Source organism: Cupriavidus sp. FW305-F7 (assembly GCF_058782875.1).
Window position 1 is genome coordinate 212,187 of sequence record NZ_JBYSYC010000005.1, and the last position, 16,331, is coordinate 228,517.

Genomic DNA, 16,331 nt, shown 5'->3' on the forward strand with positions numbered 1-16,331 from the left:
GTAGGGCATGGCGCATGCCATGCCATCCATGGTACGAACCGATGGCCGCCCGGCAGGCGCACAAATCGGCAGGAGCGGAAGCAGAACAGTTCCGGCGGGACCGGTGCGGCTGAATTGGGCGCCTCATTCGCGCGGCGCCCGGATGCGCACCGTCGCGGTCTGGCCGGCGATCAGGTGGGCCCCGGCCGGCACCTGGTCCAGCGCGATGCGCACCGGTATGCGCTGCGCCAGGCGCACCCAGTTGAAGGTCGGGTTGACGCTGGGGAGCATGTTCGGCCCGATGGCGCGGTCCTGGTCCTCGATGCCGGGCGCAATGCTCTGCACATGTCCGCGCAAGGGGGTGCGCTGGCCCATGATGTGCACTTCGGCGGCGCTGCCGACGCGGATCGCGGGCAGCTTGGTTTCCTCGAAATAGCCCTCCACGTACTGCGAGCCGCTGGCCACCACCGACAGGGCTGGCTTGCCGCGGGTGGCAAAGTCGCCGGCGCGCGGCAGGCGGTCGCTGACATAGCCGTCGACCGGGCTGGTCACGCGGCAGCGGGCCAGGTTCAGCCTGGCCACGTCCACCGCGGCATCGGCTTCGTCGATGCGCGCCTGCGCGGCGGCCAGGGCGGCAACGCCGGCCGCGTTCGACGCCTGGCGCCGGCCCAGTGCCAGCGCGGCGCGCGCCGAAGCGGCCTCGGCCTGCGCCTGTTTCAGGGCCAGGCTGAAGCGGTCCTGGTCCACCACGAACAGGACCTGGCCGCGTTGCACCCGGGCGTTGTCGCCGACGAGCACGGCCGTGACCAGGCCGGAGACATCCGGCGCGACCTGGATCACTTCTGCGCGCACATGGCCGTCGCGGGTCCAGGGCGCCTCGGTGTAGTACTGCCACAAATGCCAGGCGGTCAGCGCCGCGGCGACCACGGCCGCCAAGGTCACCGCAACGGGGCCGAGCAGTGAAAGTTTGCGAATCATGATGGGGCCTGCCAGACGAGCGCGACGATCGCGCCCAGTACGAGGATATAGAGCGAGAAATTGAACAAGGACCGGTGCCAGATGATGCGGTAGAAGCCGATCCGGGCGAGCACGACGCGCACGCCGGCGGTCACGGCGAAGGCGGCCAGCATCCACACCACGGTGGCTGGCACGAACACGCCGTACAGGTCGAACTCAGTGGCGTGCATGGTGATCTCCTTCATGCGGATGCAGGGCAAGCCGCAGGGTGGCCAGTGCCGCCAGCGCGGTGCGCGGGCTGCCATGGGCCGTCGTGGTCAGCGCCGCGAAGGCCGCGTCGATGTGCGCGGCCAGCGCCGGCGCGGGCGGGCTAGCATGGCCGGTGCGCGCGCATTGGCGGTAGTGGCGTGCGACCCCTGCCAGCACGCGCTCCACGGCCCGGCGGCGCGGCGCGGGCACGCCAGCCGGGACGCGCCGCAGCGCGAGCGCGGCTGATTCGACCAGGAAGTCGGCAACGGCGCTGCCGGCCTGCCTGCCGCTGGCATTGTTGCGGCGGGTCAATGGCGGCCACTGGCGCAGCAGCCGGTCCAGCATGCGGCCGCGCAGCCGCGCGCTGTTGACCGGCGCGCGCGGGTGCGCCGCCAGCGCGATCTCGTTCCAGTTGGCCCTGGCCAGCCGGTAGGCCACCAGTTGCTGGCCGAAGGGCTGCATCAGGACTGCCCACAAGGCCGCGAACACCTGCGCCGCCAGGCTCGCCAGGCTGCTGTTGAAGATGCCGGCGAAACTGGCGGCGGTCAGGTGCTGCGGGCCCGGGAACGACGCCGCCGTGACCGCCAGCAACACGCCGAACAGCGCGTTGCGCGGCTGCGTGGTCATGGCGCCGATGACCAGGTAGGGGCCGCACAGCAGGGCGGCAAGCGAGCCAAAGTCATGGGCCAGTTGCAGCACCACGAACTGGTAGTACCAGGACAGCAAGGCACAGCCGATGCTCCACGCGATCACCCGGCCGGCCATCAGCCGCGGCTCCGCGGTGGTGGCGATAAAGCAGCTGGCGAGCGCGGCCAGGCCGACCGGGCCGGCACCATCGACCCACCCCGACACCATCCACAGCAGGCCCGCGACGAAGGTGGCCGAGCCGGCGGTAGCGCCGCGGAACAACAGCTGCGCGTGATCATGGTGCCGGGCCTGCCCGGCGGGTTCCACGCGGTAGCGCAGCGCGGTGGGCTCGCTCCCGCCCTGGCGCAGGCTGGCCTGCAGCAGGCGGCAGTCCTGCCAGAGATCGCCCAGTTCATCCAGGTAAGTGCAGGTCGCCGCGACCAGCCGTGCATGCCAGTCCGCGGGTGCGGCCGGCGTGCTGCCTGCCGGGTACCAGGAAGGCGGGGGCCGGGACGCACCGGCGTCGCCGGCGATCCAGGCCAGCGTGGCGCGCATGCGCTGCGCGACGGCGTCAGGCATGCCCGCCGGATGCCGGCGCAAGGCGCTGGCGGCATAGGCCAGCGCGAGCACCAGCGGCAGCAGGGCCGTCATGCGCTGGTGCAGGGCACGTGCGCGCCGCAGGGTCAGGGCGCCGTCGGCTTCATAGGTCAGCTGGGCCAGCTGGGTTTCCATTGCGAGGATATCGGCGGCCAGCAGGCTGAAGCTGTCATGGCGCTGGCCTGCGCTGGCACCGGCGGCCAGCACGTCGGTGATCCAGCGCGAGGCATGGTCCAGCCACGCCGACGCGCGTGCGGCCAGCGCCGGCGTGGTGCGCGAGGGAAAGACCACAGCGCTGACCACGCTGGCGCAGACGATGCCGATGATGATTTCCTCGATGCGGGTGAGGGCCACGTCAAAGACGGTGGCCGGGTTGGTGACCGTCGGCAGCGCCACGATCGGCAGTGTATAGGCGGCCAGCAGGCAGATGTAGTTGCGCGGCGCCGGTTCCAGCAAGGACAGGTAGAGCATGGTGCCGGTCCAGCACGCGATCGCGGCCATCAGCAGCATGGGCTCGTCGACCAGCCAGGGCACCAGCGCCACCGCGCACACGGCGCCCAGCAGCGTGCCGAAGACGCGGTAGGTGCCCTTGGCATAGGTGGCGCCGGCCAGCGGGCTGGACACCAGGTAGACGGTGGCCATGGCCCAGTAGGGCCGCGGCAGCCCGAGCGCCAGCGCCACGTAGAGCGCCAGCATTGCCGCGCCGAACACCTTCAGCGAATGCAGCCAGGGTGCAAGGTCGGCGCGTCGCGCCCAGGCTGCCGCGAGCGTGTCGAGCACGCCGGCGGTGCGCGCGGGCAGCGCGGGGCGTGAGAGCGGACTTGAGGACGGCATGGCTTCAGTTGGCAAGCCCAGCCGCGCGCATCAGCAGCTTCATCAGGCTGGCGCAGACGAAGACCGTGCCGACCCCTGCCAGCCACAGGGCCAGCAGCCAGCCCAGGCGCGCCGCCAGCCGCGAATGCAGGATCCCGGCCATCAGTGGTACCCCTCCCCGCGCTTGACCTTGCCGCGAAACACGTAATAGGACCAGGAGGTGTAGGCCAGGATGATCGGCACGATAAACAGGGTGCCGACCAGCGCGAAGCCCTGGCTTTGCGGAGGCGACGACGCGTCGAAGATCGAGATCGACGGCGGGATGATATTGGGCCAGATGCTGATGGCAAGCCCCGTATAACCCATGAAGATCATCAGCAGCGCGTACAGGAACGGCGACACGTTCGGGTGGTTGCGCAGGGACCGGTAGATGCCGAAGGCGGAGAACAACACCAGCAGCGGCACCGGCAGGAAGAAGAACAGGTTGGGCAGCGCGAACCAGCGTTGCGCGATCTCCGGATGGGTCAGCGGCGTCCACACGCTCACCGCGGCGACCATTGCCAGCATCACGCCGGTCAGCACGTTGGTCACGCGCAGCATGGTCCATTGCAGGCGGCCCTCGGTCTTCATGATGAGCCAGGTGACCCCGAGGAAGGCATAGGTAATCACCACGCCCACGCCGCAGAAGATCGGGAACGGCGCCAGCCAGTCGAGCGCGCCGCCGGTGAAGGTGGTGCCTTCCATGGTGATGCCGTCGATATAGGCGCCCAGCGTCACGCCCTGGAAGAAGGCGGCGACCACCGATCCCCACGTGAACGCGGCATCCCAGTAAGGGCGGCTGCGGTCGCTGGCCTTGAAGCGGAATTCAAAGGCCACGCCGCGGAAGATCAGCCCCATCAGCATGAACATCAGCGGCAGGTAGAAGGCGCTGAGCAGCACCGAGTAGGCCAGCGGGAAGGCGCCCAGCAGCGCCGCGCCGCCCAGCACCAGCCAGGTTTCGTTGCCGTCCCAGACCGGCGCCACCGTGTTCATCATGACGTCGCGGTCATGACGGTCGCCGACGAAGGGGAAGAGAATGCCGATGCCAAGATCGAATCCGTCCATGATGACGTACATCATCACGCCGAAGAAGATCAGGGCGGCCCAGATAACGGGAAGGTTGATACCCATGTTGATCACCTGTTCAGGATTCGCGCTGGCCGTGCGGGGCCATCGGGTTGGGTGTGGAAGCCGCGGCGATGGCGGCGGGAACGACGCTGCCGGGGCCGTAGGACGGCTCATCGTGCGGGTGCGCGTCGGGGGCGGGGCCGGCGCTGGCCAGCCTGAGCATGTAGCGGATGCCCACGCCGAAGCAGACGAAGTAGATCACCACGAACAACGCCAGCGACAGCGCCACCGGGCCGGCGGCATGCGCGGAAACGGCATCATGGGTACGCAGCAGTCCATAGACCACCCACGGCTGGCGGCCGATCTCGGTGGTCATCCAGCCGGCCAGCAGCGCGACCAGGCCGGCGGGGCCCATCACCACCGCGAGGCGCAGGAAGGCCTTGGACCGGTACAAGGCGCCATTGCGGCGCAGCACCCAACCCAGCAGGCCGAACAGGATCATCGCCACGCCCAGCCCAACCATGACGCGGAAGGTGAAGAACAGCACCGTGGCATTGGGGCGGTCTTCTCTGGGGAAGTCCTTCAGGCCGCGGATCTGGCCGTCAAGGCTGTGCGTGAGGATCAGGCTGCCCAGGCGCGGAATCTCGATGGCGTAGCGGGTTTCCTCGCGTTCCATGTCGGGGATGCCGAAGACGATCAGCGGGAAGCCGCCCTTGTCATCCCTGGCGGCGGTGTTCCAGTGCCCCTCCATCGCCGCGATCTTGGCGGGCTGGTGCTCCAGCGTGTTCAGGCCGTGGGCGTCGCCCACCACCGCCTGGATCGGCGCCGCGATCAGTACCATCCACAGGGCCATCGACAGCATCTTGCGGGCGGCGGGCACGGCGCGGTCATGCAGCAGATGCCAGGCCGAGGATGCCGCCACGAACAGTGCCGTGGACAGCAGCGCGGCGATCACCATGTGCGTGAGGCGGTAGGGGAACGACGGGTTGAAGATCACCTCGAGCCAGTCGGTGGGCACCACCTTGCCGGCAACGACGACGTAGCCGGCCGGCGTATGCATCCAGCTGTTCGACGCCAGGATCCAGGTGGAGGAAATCATGGTGCCGAGAGCCACCATCACCGTCGAGAAGAAATGCAGCCCCGGCCCGACGCGGTTCCAGCCGAACAGCATCACGCCCAGGAAGCCCGCTTCCAGGAAGAAGGCGGTCAGCACCTCGTAGGTCAGCAGCGGTCCGGTGACGCTCCCCGCAAACTGCGAGAAGCCAGACCAGTTGGTGCCGAACTCATAGGCCATGACCAGGCCGGAAACGACCCCCATGCCGAAGTTCAACGCGAAGATCTTGATCCAGAACTGGTACAGGGTCCTGTACACCGTGTCCTTGGTGTAGAGCCAGCGTGCTTCCAGGAACGCCAGGAAACATGCCAGCCCGATCGTGATGGCGGGAAATAAGATATGAAAGGAAACCGTGAATCCGAACTGGATTCGAGCGAGCTCCAGGGCTGTGAGTCCGTGCATCGATGTGCTCTCCGTGGGGTTGCCGCCGGCACGACGGCGTGTCGCGCGACACTACGGACAAGCGTAAGGAGTACAGCCTGCCCGCGAAGGATACAGTTCTTGCAGAACCGCTAAAGCTCAGTTTGCAGAGCCGGAAGAAGCGCTCGCCAGGCGCCGCAAAGCAAATACAGATAGCGCCATTGCGCGGGATCACAGTCATGGATGGACCCCGCTGCATCGACGGATCGTGATGCAGCGGACGGCCAGGGCGAGCGCTTAGCTGAACAGCTTCATGGCCTTCCCGAGGGTCGACCAGATGCCCGCGCCCAGCGGGATCAGCACATAGGCCCAGAACGCGAGCAGCAGCAGCGTCTTGCCGAAAGTTCGGTCGTCTTGCACGGTGGTGTCTCCTGTGTATTGGTATCGGAATCCGGGGTGGCGCTCAGGCTGCGCTGGTGGCTTCGCGCAGGTGGTGGCGCTCATGCACCGGCCGGATCAGCAGGTTGCAGACGAACCCCGCCACCAGCAGGCCGGCCATGATGTGCAGGGTGTCGACATAGACCTCTGACCTGGGAACGCCCATGGCCAGCTTGTGCTCGCGGATGTAGTTGACCAGCGCCGGGCCGGCAATGCCGGCGGCGGCCCAGGCGGTCAGCAGGCGGCCGTGGATGCCGCCGACGTAGGCGGTGCCGAACATGTCAGCCAGGTAGGCGGGAATGGTGCTGAAGCCGCCGCCATACATGGTCAGGATCAAGAAGTAGCAGGCCACGAACAGGGCCACGTTGCCGGACGCGCCGACGGCCGGCACCGCCATGTACAGCGCGGCGCCAAAGGCGAAGAAGATGGCATAGGTGATCTTGCGGCCGAAGTAGTCGCTGGCGGAGCTCCACAGGAAGCGCCCCGTCATGTTGCCGATGCTGAGCAGGCCGACGAAGCCGGCGGCGGCTGCCGCAGTGATGCTGCCCTTGAAGGTTTCCTGGATCATCACCGCAGCCTGGCCCAGCACGCCGATGCCGGCGGTGATGTTCAGGAACAGGATCACCCACAGCAGGTAGAATTGCGGCGTCTTCAGCGCCTGGTCGATGTGCACGTGGGCGTGCGTGACCATCTTGCGGGCCTTGGTGGTGGGAACGTAGCCCGGGGGCGCCCAGCCCGGGAGCGGGATGCGGATGGCCAGCGCGCCGATCGACATCGAGATGAAGTAGACCACGCCCATCACCAGGAAGGTCTGTGCCACGCCCGCGCTGGTCGCGCTCTTGAAGGTGTTCATCAGCGCGACCGAGAGCGGCGCGCCAATCATCGCGCCGCCGCCGAAGCCCATGATCGCCATGCCGGTGGCCATGCCGCGGCGGTCGGGGAACCAGCGGATCAGCGTGGACACCGGCGACACGTAGCCCAGCCCCAGCCCGATCCCGCCCAGCACGCCGTAGCCCAGGTACAGCAGCCAGATCTGGTGCAGCCAGATGCCGAGCGCCGACACCAGGAAGCCGCCGCCGAAGCAGCACGCCGCCGTGAACATGGTGCGCCGCGGCCCGACCTTCTCCAGCCACTTGCCGGCAAATGCGGCAGAGATGCCGAGGAAGAAGATCGCCAGCGAGAACACCCAGCCCAGCGTGGTCAGTTGCCAGTCGCCCGGCGCCGACTGCGTGACGCCGAGGATCCGGGTCAGCGGTTCGTTGAAGACCGAGAAGGCATAGGCCTGGCCGATGCACAGATGCACCGCCAGCGCGGCGGGCGGAACCATCCAGCGGTTGAAGCCGGGGCGGGCGATGATGGCCTCCTTGGAGAAGGCCGACGGGCGTGACGTTGGCCGGGACGGCGACGCGTGTTGGGACTTCTGCGAGGGCGTTTGCGCTTGCGCGGGGTATGACATGAAGTTGTCTCCTACCTGGAAGTGGCAGCCTCTTCTTGCGCGTGATGCGATGGGCTGGAGTGCGTGGTTCAGCAAAAGCCATGCCCATGGCGGATTTCGTTTGCCGTCAATGGCTTGCCGCGCGCGGACCGGGCCGTCAGGCGCAGCCGTGGACAAAATGTCCTGGCGGCGGCCCCGCGCGCGGGCCAAACTGTCCATCCGTGGCCGCGGTTTGCGGGGCTGGCTCGGTTTACCCCCAATACAGGCGGATAGCGCACTGTCGCTAGACTCTTCCCTTGCCCCCGCAACTACTAAAGTGATGAACGAAAGACAAAGCAACGCAGCCGATGCCGACAACTGGCAGCGCCGCACGATCCTGGTGGTGGACGACGAGGCCGGCATGCGTTCGTTCCTGTCGCGCGCGCTCGAAGGCAAGGTGGGCAGCGTGGTGACGGCCGACAGCGCCGAAGCGGGTGCCGCGCTGCTGGAGCAACGGCATTTCGACCTGATCCTGCTAGACGTGGCGCTGCCCGGTATCAGCGGGGTGGAGTGGCTCAAGGCACTGCGCGCGGCCGGCAACCCCGCCGATGTGATCCTGATGACCGCCTTCGCCGACATGGACACGGCGATTGCCGCGCTGCGCTCGGGCGCGGCGGACTTCATCGTCAAGCCGTTCCGTGTCGACCAGATGCTCAATGCGATCCGGCGCTGCTTTGACCGGACCCGGCTCGCGCGGGAGAACTACCTGCTGCGCCGCGAGCTGGACAAGTACACCATCCACAAGCACTTCATCGGCGAGTCCGAGGCCATGAAGAAGGTCATGGCGCTGGTGGCACGGGTGGCACCGATGCCATCGACGGTACTGGTGACGGGCGAGTCCGGCACCGGCAAGGAAGTGGTGGCGCGCGAACTGCATCACCTGAGCGGACGGCAGGGCCAGTTCGTGCCGCTGAACTGCGGCGCGATGGCGCCCGAGATCATCGAAAGCGAATTGTTCGGCCACGCCAAGGGTGCCTTCACCGGCGCGGCCGGCGGGCGCCATGGCCTGTTTCTCTATGCCGACGGCGGCACGCTGTTCCTGGACGAGATCTCGGAGCTGCCGCTGGGGATGCAGGCCAAGCTGTTGCGAGTGATCGAGGACCGGCGCATCCGGCCGCTCGGCACCGAGCGCGAAATTGCCGTGGACGTGCGCATCGTCGCGGCCTGCAACCGCAACCTGGCCAACGAGGTCGCCGCCGGGCGCTTCCGCCAGGACCTGTACTACCGGCTCGACGTTGTGTCCATCGCCATCCCGCCGTTGCGCACGCGGCCGGAAGACATCGTGCCGCTGGCCGAGCATTTCTCGGAGCAGCTGTCGGCCCAGCTCGGACTGCCCGCGGTGCCGCTCTCGCCCTCATTGATCCGGGTGCTCAAGGGCTACGACTGGCCAGGCAATGCGCGCGAGCTGCGCAACCTCGTGGAGCGGGCGCTGATCCTTGGCGAATACCCGGTCGAGCTGCTCGCGCACCAGGCCGATTCGCCTCAAGCGAACCTGCCGGAAGCGGAGCACGAGGACGCAGCCATGCCGGCCGACGACGGCACGCTGCTGGAGTCGGTGGAGCGGAGGCACATCCTGCAGGTACTGGCGGCCGAGGGCGGCAACCGGGTGGAAGCGGCGCGCCGGCTTGGCATCTCGCGCCGCACGCTGGACCGCAAATGCCTGCAGTGGGGCCTGCGTCCTTGAGCCCGGCCGCGCTGCTGCGCCGCTATCGCGCCTCGCTGCGGGCCAAGCTTGTGTCCATCGTGGTCGCGCCGCTGCTGGTGGCGCTGCTGGTGCTGCTGCTGATCATGGGGTTGTGGGGTAATCGCGCGTTCCAGGCCTTGCTGGCCTACAAGGTCAACAGCGACCTGCTGGTCGCCCACGAGTACTTCGAGCATATGGTGGGCGGCGTGGAAGACCGGGTCCTGCAGGAGGCGCGCTCACATGCGCTGGTGGCCGGGCTTGGCCGCGGCAACGCCATGCCCGCCATCCTGGCCGACGCGCGGCGCACGCACGGGCTGGACTTCCTGCAACTGCTGGATCCGCAAGGGCGGCTGCTTGCCGCTGCGCCCGCTGGCACAGGGGCTGACCCTGCCGCCTGGCGCATCGTGAGCAGCGCCGCGGCCGGCCGCGCGGCGGCCGCCACCGACGCCTGGTCCGCGGCCCAGCTGGCATCCGTGTCCGCCGAGCTTGCCCGGCGCGCGCAGGTGGCGCTGCGGCCCACCGCCAATGCGGTGCCCACCGACAAGACCCTGGAAACCCGCGGCATGGTGGTGCACGCGGCGGCGCCGGTGTTCGATGAAGCCGGCACACTGGTGGCGATCCTGCACGGCGGCACCCTGCTGAACAACAACCTCGGCTTTATCGACACCATCAACGCGCTGGTCTACCAGCCCGAGTCATTGCCCCGCGGCAGCCAGGGCACGGCGACCCTGTTCCTGGACGACACGCGCATCGCCACCAACGTGCGGCTGTTCCATGGCGAGCGCGCGCTGGGCACGCGGGTCTCGCGCCAGGTACGCGACAAGGTGCTGCTGCGCGGCGAGAAATGGCTGGACCTGGCCTTCGTGGTCAACGACTGGTACATGAGCGCCTATGAGCCGATCGCGGACAGCCGCGGCCAGCGCATCGGCATGCTGTACGTGGGTTACCTGGCCAAGCCGATCAGCCAGGCCAAGGACCTGGCGCTGGGCGTGCTGGTGGGCCTGTTCTTGCTGCTGGGCGTGGCCGGCGCGCTCTTTTCGCTGCTGTGGGCTAGGCGCGTGTTTGCGCCGATGGCGCGGATGGTCGGCACCATGCGCGCGCTCAAGGCCGGCAACACCGGGGCACGCGTCGGCCCGGTGGGCAGCGAAGACGAGCTGGGCCAGCTTGCCGGCCAGTTCGACCAGTTGCTGTCTGACCTGCAGCAGCGCAACGCCCAGCTCAAGGACTGGGCGGACTCGCTCGATCGCAAGGTGGCCGAACGCACCCGCGAGCTGGAAGAATCCAACGCCGTCCTGCGGGCGGCCCGGCAGCAGCTGATCACGTCGGAAAAGCTCGCCGTGGCGGGACAGCTCACCGCCGGCGTGGCCCATGAGGTCAACAACCCGATTGCCGTGATCCAGGGCAACCTGGACGTGGCGCGCGAGATCCTGGGCCCGGCCGCGGAGCCGGTCCGCCATGAGCTGCGGCTGATCGACGAGCAGGTCCGACGCATCCAGCAGCTGACCAACCGGCTGCTGCAGTTTGTCCGGCCAGAGGCCTACGCCGGCAATATGGAGCGCCTGGACGTGGGTGAAGTGGCGGCCGGCTGCGTCGACCTGGTCCGGCACATGCTGAAGGGCGCGTCGATCCGGGTCGAGCTGGACTGCCTGGCCACACGGCAGGTGCGCATCAGCCGCAGCGAGTTGCAGCAGGTCGTGGTCAACCTGCTGACCAATGCCATCCACGCCATGCCCGAGGGCGGCACGCTCACTCTGGGCACGCGCGACTGGGAAGGGCAGGGCGTGACGCTGCACGTGCGCGACACCGGCCACGGCATCCGGGAAGAAGACCTGCCCAACCTGTTCAATCCGTTCTTCACGACCAAAAAGCAGATGGGGACGGGCCTCGGCCTATCGATCAGCTATGCGCTGGTGGAGCGCTACGGCGGCCGCATTACCGTGGAGAGCGCGGTGGGACAGGGCGCCGAGTTCATTGTCTGGCTGCGCGAGGACGGGGCGGCCCCGGCGCAGGCAGAGGCGGGCGGCGGTGAGCCATGACATGGCATGATGGCGCCGTGCCCTCGCACCGATCATCGCTCGTGCTTGGCAATGAAGGCTTCCACAGTGTCGTGCAGGAGTACGGGCTTCTCCAGGAAGATGAAGTGGCCACCGTCCAGGGTGGCAAACTCCGCTCCCGGAATCCGCGCTGCAAGCTCCGCAGAGAAGTACGGCGGGGCGCAGAAGTCGCGCTCGCCCACCAGTACCAGCGTCGGTGTCGTGATCGATGGAAGATCATCGAAGGCGTCGTGTCCTACGATCATGTCGATCCGGGCAAAGCCGATTTCCGGGTCGAACGTGCCGGCCGATGCGGCATTCACCCACGCCTGCACCTGCTCCGGGTGCTCGCGGCTGAATTTCGGGTCGAACAGAAATAGTGCGTTCGCCTCGGTGGACGCGCGCAGGCCGGAATCGGTCAGCATGCGTCGCCGCATGTCGAACTGGCGACGGTAGACGGCGTCCGCGCGAGCAATCGAAGAGACAATGGTCGCGCTGCGCAATCGTTCGCGGTGATGGATCGCCAGCAGCTGCGCGATGGCGCCTCCGGTCGAGGACCCGACCACATGGACCGGCCCACACCCGACTGCCTCGATGACCCGCGCCATGTCCCGCGCGTGTTGCGCAATCGTCATGCCGCGCGCGGTGCGCTCGGACTGACCGGTGCCGCGGTGATCCGGCACGATCACCTGGTGATGCCCGGCGAACAGGTCGATCTGTGGCCCCCAGGAGGCGCCCACTCCCGCAAGCCCCGCCAGGAGAAGCACGGGCGAACCCTGGCCCTTGACCTCGTAGTGGATCGAAACACCGTCGGACGTTACGGATGGCATTTTGCGTCTCCGGGTTCAGAGCGAGGCGAAGAAGCGGCCGAACGCGTCGACCTGGCGGGATCACGAGCGGTTCATCGGGCGTCGTCCGGCTGCGTGTTCACCAGAAGCCAAGCACCTTCCACCAGACGCTCCCGACCACGGCGAAGATCAGCAGCTCCACCACGCACATCACAAAGCCGACGCGCCACCAGGTTCCCATCATGACAAAACCGCTGCCGAAGATGATCGGCGAGGTGCCTGTCGCATAGTGGGTCAGCGTCATCATGATCGCCGAGCCGGCCGCCATAAGCAGCATGAACGGCACCACATACTCTGGCGGCATCAGATGGACTCCGACTGTCAGGAAGGCGAGCATCATCGCACTGATGTGCGCGGTCGTGCTGGCGAACAGGTAGTGCGAGAACACGAAGACCGCCACCAGGATCGCAGCCGTGCCACCCCAGCCGATGCCACTGGCCACAATCGCGTCGCTCATGCCCTTCGAGAACCACCCGATCACACCCTGCTTGTTCAGTTGCTCGGCCAGCATGATCAGCGCACCGAACCATATCAGCGTGTCCCAGGCGCTCTTCTCGGACAGCACGTCGTCCCAGTCGAGGGTGCCAGTGATGATCAGCACGAACAAGCCGACCAAGGCGACCACCGTCGGGTCCAGCGTGAGCGAAGGACCGAACACCATCGCCGGAACGTTGGCCCATAGCAGCAGCAGCAGCGCGAAGGTGAATATCATGACCATTTCCTTCGGCGACACTGGACCCATCTTCGCCATTTCGGCGTGCGCATACTCCACCGCATTAGGTGTGGCCTTGAGCTGCGGCGGCGACAACACAAAGATAACCAGCGGCATCACCAGCATGCATAGCAGGCCGGGCACCAACATGCAAAGTGCCCAGCTCGTCCAGCTCAGATGCAGACTCTGGTTGGTCGCCTTGGCGATGTAGTCCACCACCAGCGGGTTCGGGGCGGTGGCGGTCACGAACATCGCCGAGGAGATAGGATTGGCGTGATAGTTGACCAACGCCAGGTAGGTGCCGACCTTGCCCTCCGTGCCCTTGGCCGGGTCCGAGTCGAATGCATTGGCGATCGACTTCATGATCGGATGCACGATGCCGCCACCGCGCGCGGTATTGCTCGGTGTGAAGGGCGCCAGCACCAACTCGCAGGTGGCTAGGCCATAGCCGATGCCTATCGTTCGTTTCCCCATCAGGGCGATGAACATCAGGCCGATACGGGTGCCCAGGCCGGTCTTCTTCACGCCGCGGGAGATCAGGATGGCCACCACGATCAGCCAGATCAACGGACTGTCGAAGGCGGTCAGCGCATCGGCGATCGCCCCCTTGGACGAGGTCGAGGTCACCTGCGACAACGAGAGGACCACGATGGCCATCATCGCCATCACCCCGATCGGCATGACCTTCAGGATGATCGCAACGATTGTGGTCAGGAAGATGGCAACCAGGCCCCAAGCCTTGGGCGTGAGCCCCTCTGGCACAGGCAGCAGCAGCAAGGTGATCAGCACCACCGTCGTGATCAGGGCGGGGCCCAGCCGGAACGGGACCACGCTATTGAAGTAGAGGAACGCCGCTTTCAGTTTGGTGAGCATCTTGCGATCCTTCCCAGAAGAGTTGATGGAGTTCCGGATGCAGACAGGGCAGCCCAACCGCCGACCAGAGGAACGCGACCTACACCGCCCGAGACGGGCATTGCTTCCCTAACGTCGTCCACCGCCACCTCGTCCGCCGCCAAAGCCACCGCCGAAACCGCCGGCGCGGCCGGAGCCTGAATGCAGGCTCGCGCTTCCGCGATTGACGTCACGCTGCACGGCGCTGCCGCCACTGCCCACGCCCTGGAAGCCATTGTCCCGGCCCCCCGAAGCATCGCGCCCGCGAAAGTTGTTGCGGCCCGCCGCATCGGCCATGCTCCGGCCGTATCTCTCCCGTGTGGCATTATCGCGATAGGCAACACCCTGGCGGTGCCGCGCGTCGTGCTGCCAGCGGCCTCCCTTGAACTTGCTGGCGTCGAAATTGCGGTCGATGTTCCGGGCCTTGTGGTGCTCCACATGTACCCCGCCATTGTTCCAGTCGCAGTCGCCAAATATGGCAATGGCCCCGGCCAGGCCGATGCCCCATGCGATGCCTCCGACGAAGGCATCGCCGGGGTAGTAGGGCGCGTAGGGTGGCCAGTAGTAGTACGGGTAGCCCGCATAGCCCCAGCCGCCGTAGACGATCGCCGGGTCATACACCGGCACATAGATCACCTGGGGATCCGCCGGCTCGATGCGCACGATGGTCTGCTGCGCGGCTTCACCGGAGGTTGCGGTTTCCACGGTCACGGTCTGCTGCGGCCCCGACTTGAGGTGTCCGGCTTGCTGGGCGCGCACACGCAGGCGCTGCACGGCATTGAAAACCTCCTTCTGCTGGGCCAGGAATGCATCCCCCAGCTTCTGGGTCCAGTCCAGCTTGTCGCCCATTGGCGCAAGGATCTGCGGAAACGCCACCAGCGATTTCACGCTGACGTCCCAGGACTCGTTCTGCACCGCCTTGACTGCGTCGTCACCCTTGAGGTTCGGATGGGCCTTGCTCCAGCGCGCGGCGAGGGCGACTTCCAGTGGGTAGGTGGAGGCCATCAACACCTGTGACAGCAGCGGATCGGGATAGAGCGCGATCGGCGCCACCAGCGCCTCGATTTCTTCCGCCTTGTAAGGCGCGGGTTCCTTCTGGGCCTGCATCGTGCCCTCGCGGGACATCGCCGGCGTGGCCGTACCCGCTGCGGGCGGAGCGGCGCTTTGGCACCCGCCGAGCGCAAGCAGGACACAGCAAGCGGTGGTCAGGGCGCGCGGGTTCATGGCGACACCTTCCGCCAGCCGGGAGCTGGATCAAAGGATGTCGTTGCCGCTGCCTTGGCGGCACTGTTGGTTCCGAGGTCGCGCTCATAGACCTGACCCTTGTGGCTGATGATGAAGCTCATCACGCCGGTGTCGCCGTAGCGCACGGGCCAGGCCATGACCGCGAAGCCGCCGAACAGCTCGCCGTCGACGACATAGTTCACGCTGCCGCCATCGCCGTGCGACCCTTGCGCGGTGAGGAGCTTGTAATGGTAGCCGTGGTAGCCCTCCTTGCTTGCATTGCGCGTGCCGGCGTCACGGAAAGCCGGCCCGAGCGGGCTCTGTGGTTCATCCGGTCCGCTCGGCCAGTAGAGTCCGTCGTGCTTGCCCGGCGAACTGGACAGCCTGCCGGCGTAGACGAGCCGTTTCCCGCCATCGTGGCTCGTCTGGGCGTATTCGGTCTGCGCATCGCAGATGGCCCGCATGGTCTGGATCACCGCGAGTTCGTTGCGCCCGATGCGGCGCAGGCGCATTTCCCGGGCGCCGGCCAGCGTGTCGAACTGCCAGCCCTTGGCTGACCTGACCAGCGGTACGGGCAGGGTCCATCCGTCGTCGCCCGCGACGATGGACGCGTGCTTGCCCCTTTGCTGCACGCGATGCGCTTGTGTCCAGGCCGTGTTGAACTTGTTCCGCGCTTCGGCGCCGACCGGGGGGATGATGTCGCGGAAGTTGGTGCCCAGCATGGCTCGCATGGCCGTCTCGTCGTCATTGAGGACCGCTTGGCCAAAGGCCGCCATGGCTGCATCCGGCGAGTCGAAAACCTGGCGCGCGAAGGCATGCGTCGCACCAAACAGGCAGATGCAGCTCAGCGCGGCGAGGAGCCCGCAAGAAAATCTCGGCAGTCTTGCCATGGCCCGGTCCCTGAGCGTCATGATTTGCCGGCACGCTGGTCGCATGGTAAGGCGCCATCTGGCGTAAATGGTCAGCCCCGGGCTGCGGGTCGCGTTTGGGCACGCAGGCGGATCCACGCATGCGGCCTGATCGCGGCGGTGGGAAGTGCGGTGCAGCATGGGTCCTCAGGGCTCCGATTCAAAGCAAGAGCGGCACGCCGGTCATAAGGAATACGGCGATGCAGATCACGCCGCGATCCCGGTTGCCGCAAGCAGCGAAGCGAGCGGTGTCCAGCAAGCCTGGATGCGGCGCCCCCTTCGCAATGACCTCCCTTGTGCTAAGGTTTATATGACC

The 16,331-nt window shown here is 67.1% G+C and carries 14 protein-coding genes; 2 read left to right on the top strand and 12 right to left on the bottom strand.

The features are described from left to right. Positions 1-123: 123 nt before the first annotated feature. From AC3WL8_RS07075 to AC3WL8_RS07110, 8 genes are all read right to left on the bottom strand, one after another. Entirely contained in the window at positions 124-957 is an 834-nt protein-coding gene (locus tag AC3WL8_RS07075) for an HlyD family secretion protein (RefSeq protein WP_153953536.1), read from the bottom strand. After that, complete coding sequence (locus tag AC3WL8_RS07080) at positions 954-1,166, bottom strand: DUF1656 domain-containing protein (RefSeq protein WP_013953112.1); 213 nt, start codon at positions 1,164-1,166, stop codon at positions 954-956. Before AC3WL8_RS07080 ends, AC3WL8_RS07075 begins: the two co-directional genes overlap by 4 nt. Next, positions 1,153-3,243: an FUSC family protein gene (locus tag AC3WL8_RS07085; protein ID WP_492378057.1), complete on the bottom strand. Its 2,091-nt coding sequence runs from the start codon at positions 3,241-3,243 to the stop codon at positions 1,153-1,155. The genes AC3WL8_RS07080 and AC3WL8_RS07085 overlap by 14 nt, the downstream gene beginning before the upstream one ends. A gap of 4 nt (positions 3,244-3,247) precedes the next feature. Beyond that, positions 3,248-3,385 carry a DUF2474 family protein gene (locus AC3WL8_RS07090; RefSeq protein ID WP_153953539.1) on the bottom strand — a complete coding sequence of 46 codons (138 nt, stop codon included), beginning with the start codon at positions 3,383-3,385 and terminating at the stop codon, positions 3,248-3,250. Further along, positions 3,385-4,392, bottom strand: coding sequence for a cytochrome d ubiquinol oxidase subunit II (gene cydB, locus AC3WL8_RS07095; RefSeq protein WP_013953109.1), 1,008 nt, complete (start codon positions 4,390-4,392; stop codon positions 3,385-3,387). The genes AC3WL8_RS07090 and cydB overlap by 1 nt, the downstream gene beginning before the upstream one ends. Before the next feature lie 13 nt (positions 4,393-4,405). Beyond that, a complete protein-coding gene (locus AC3WL8_RS07100; RefSeq protein WP_492378058.1) occupies positions 4,406-5,845 on the bottom strand; it encodes a cytochrome ubiquinol oxidase subunit I in 1,440 nt (479 codons plus the stop codon). A gap of 255 nt (positions 5,846-6,100) precedes the next feature. Further along, positions 6,101-6,223, bottom strand: a complete 123-nt coding sequence (locus AC3WL8_RS07105) for an MFS transporter small subunit (protein WP_010809255.1) — start codon at positions 6,221-6,223, stop codon at positions 6,101-6,103. Positions 6,224-6,266: 43 nt separating this feature from the next. After that, positions 6,267-7,697 (bottom strand): L-lactate MFS transporter, encoded by a 1,431-nt coding sequence (locus AC3WL8_RS07110; protein WP_013953106.1) that lies wholly within the window; start codon positions 7,695-7,697, stop codon positions 6,267-6,269. A gap of 298 nt (positions 7,698-7,995) precedes the next feature. On the opposite strand from AC3WL8_RS07110, the gene AC3WL8_RS07115 reads away from it, so the two are divergent. Continuing rightward, complete coding sequence (locus tag AC3WL8_RS07115; RefSeq protein ID WP_049800646.1) at positions 7,996-9,399, top strand: sigma-54-dependent transcriptional regulator; 1,404 nt, start codon at positions 7,996-7,998, stop codon at positions 9,397-9,399. After that, a complete protein-coding gene (locus tag AC3WL8_RS07120; protein ID WP_492378059.1) occupies positions 9,372-11,435 on the top strand; it encodes a sensor histidine kinase in 2,064 nt (687 codons plus the stop codon). Before AC3WL8_RS07115 ends, AC3WL8_RS07120 begins: the two co-directional genes overlap by 28 nt. A 32-nt stretch (positions 11,436-11,467) precedes the next feature. Here the strand turns inward: AC3WL8_RS07120 and AC3WL8_RS07125 are convergent, their stop codons facing one another. The 4 genes from AC3WL8_RS07125 to AC3WL8_RS07140 form a co-directional block, all read right to left on the bottom strand. After that, positions 11,468-12,262: an alpha/beta fold hydrolase gene (locus tag AC3WL8_RS07125; RefSeq protein WP_211981546.1), complete on the bottom strand. Its 795-nt coding sequence runs from the start codon at positions 12,260-12,262 to the stop codon at positions 11,468-11,470. 97 nt (positions 12,263-12,359) lie between these two features. After that, positions 12,360-13,865 carry a DASS family sodium-coupled anion symporter gene (locus AC3WL8_RS07130; protein ID WP_492378060.1) on the bottom strand — a complete coding sequence of 502 codons (1,506 nt, stop codon included), beginning with the start codon at positions 13,863-13,865 and terminating at the stop codon, positions 12,360-12,362. Positions 13,866-13,973: 108 nt separating this feature from the next. Continuing rightward, entirely contained in the window at positions 13,974-15,107 is a 1,134-nt protein-coding gene (locus tag AC3WL8_RS07135) for a DUF3300 domain-containing protein (protein WP_211981544.1), read from the bottom strand. Next, positions 15,104-15,997: a DUF2950 domain-containing protein gene (locus AC3WL8_RS07140; RefSeq protein ID WP_211981543.1), complete on the bottom strand. Its 894-nt coding sequence runs from the start codon at positions 15,995-15,997 to the stop codon at positions 15,104-15,106. The genes AC3WL8_RS07135 and AC3WL8_RS07140 overlap by 4 nt, the downstream gene beginning before the upstream one ends. Positions 15,998-16,331: the final 334 nt, after the last annotated feature.

Excerpts from the sequence above, each read along its gene's own strand:
- AC3WL8_RS07075 (WP_153953536.1), bottom strand. The coding sequence starts at position 957 with ATGATTCGCAAACTTTCACTGCTCGGCCCCGTTGCGGTGACCTTGGCG.
- AC3WL8_RS07085 (WP_492378057.1), bottom strand. The coding sequence starts at position 3,243 with ATGCCGTCCTCAAGTCCGCTCTCACGCCCCGCGCTGCCCGCGCGCACC.
- AC3WL8_RS07080 (WP_013953112.1), bottom strand. The coding sequence starts at position 1,166 with ATGCACGCCACTGAGTTCGACCTGTACGGCGTGTTCGTGCCAGCCACC.
- cydB (WP_013953109.1), bottom strand. The coding sequence starts at position 4,392 with ATGGGTATCAACCTTCCCGTTATCTGGGCCGCCCTGATCTTCTTCGGC.
- AC3WL8_RS07140 (WP_211981543.1), bottom strand. The coding sequence starts at position 15,997 with ATGGCAAGACTGCCGAGATTTTCTTGCGGGCTCCTCGCCGCGCTGAGC.
- AC3WL8_RS07135 (WP_211981544.1), bottom strand. The coding sequence starts at position 15,107 with ATGAACCCGCGCGCCCTGACCACCGCTTGCTGTGTCCTGCTTGCGCTC.
- AC3WL8_RS07125 (WP_211981546.1), bottom strand. The coding sequence starts at position 12,262 with ATGCCATCCGTAACGTCCGACGGTGTTTCGATCCACTACGAGGTCAAG.
- AC3WL8_RS07115 (WP_049800646.1), top strand. The coding sequence starts at position 7,996 with ATGAACGAAAGACAAAGCAACGCAGCCGATGCCGACAACTGGCAGCGC.
- AC3WL8_RS07100 (WP_492378058.1), bottom strand. The coding sequence starts at position 5,845 with ATGCACGGACTCACAGCCCTGGAGCTCGCTCGAATCCAGTTCGGATTC.
- AC3WL8_RS07090 (WP_153953539.1), bottom strand. The coding sequence starts at position 3,385 with ATGGCCGGGATCCTGCATTCGCGGCTGGCGGCGCGCCTGGGCTGGCTG.
- AC3WL8_RS07130 (WP_492378060.1), bottom strand. The coding sequence starts at position 13,865 with ATGCTCACCAAACTGAAAGCGGCGTTCCTCTACTTCAATAGCGTGGTC.
- AC3WL8_RS07120 (WP_492378059.1), top strand. The coding sequence starts at position 9,372 with ATGCCTGCAGTGGGGCCTGCGTCCTTGAGCCCGGCCGCGCTGCTGCGC.
- AC3WL8_RS07110 (WP_013953106.1), bottom strand. The coding sequence starts at position 7,697 with ATGTCATACCCCGCGCAAGCGCAAACGCCCTCGCAGAAGTCCCAACAC.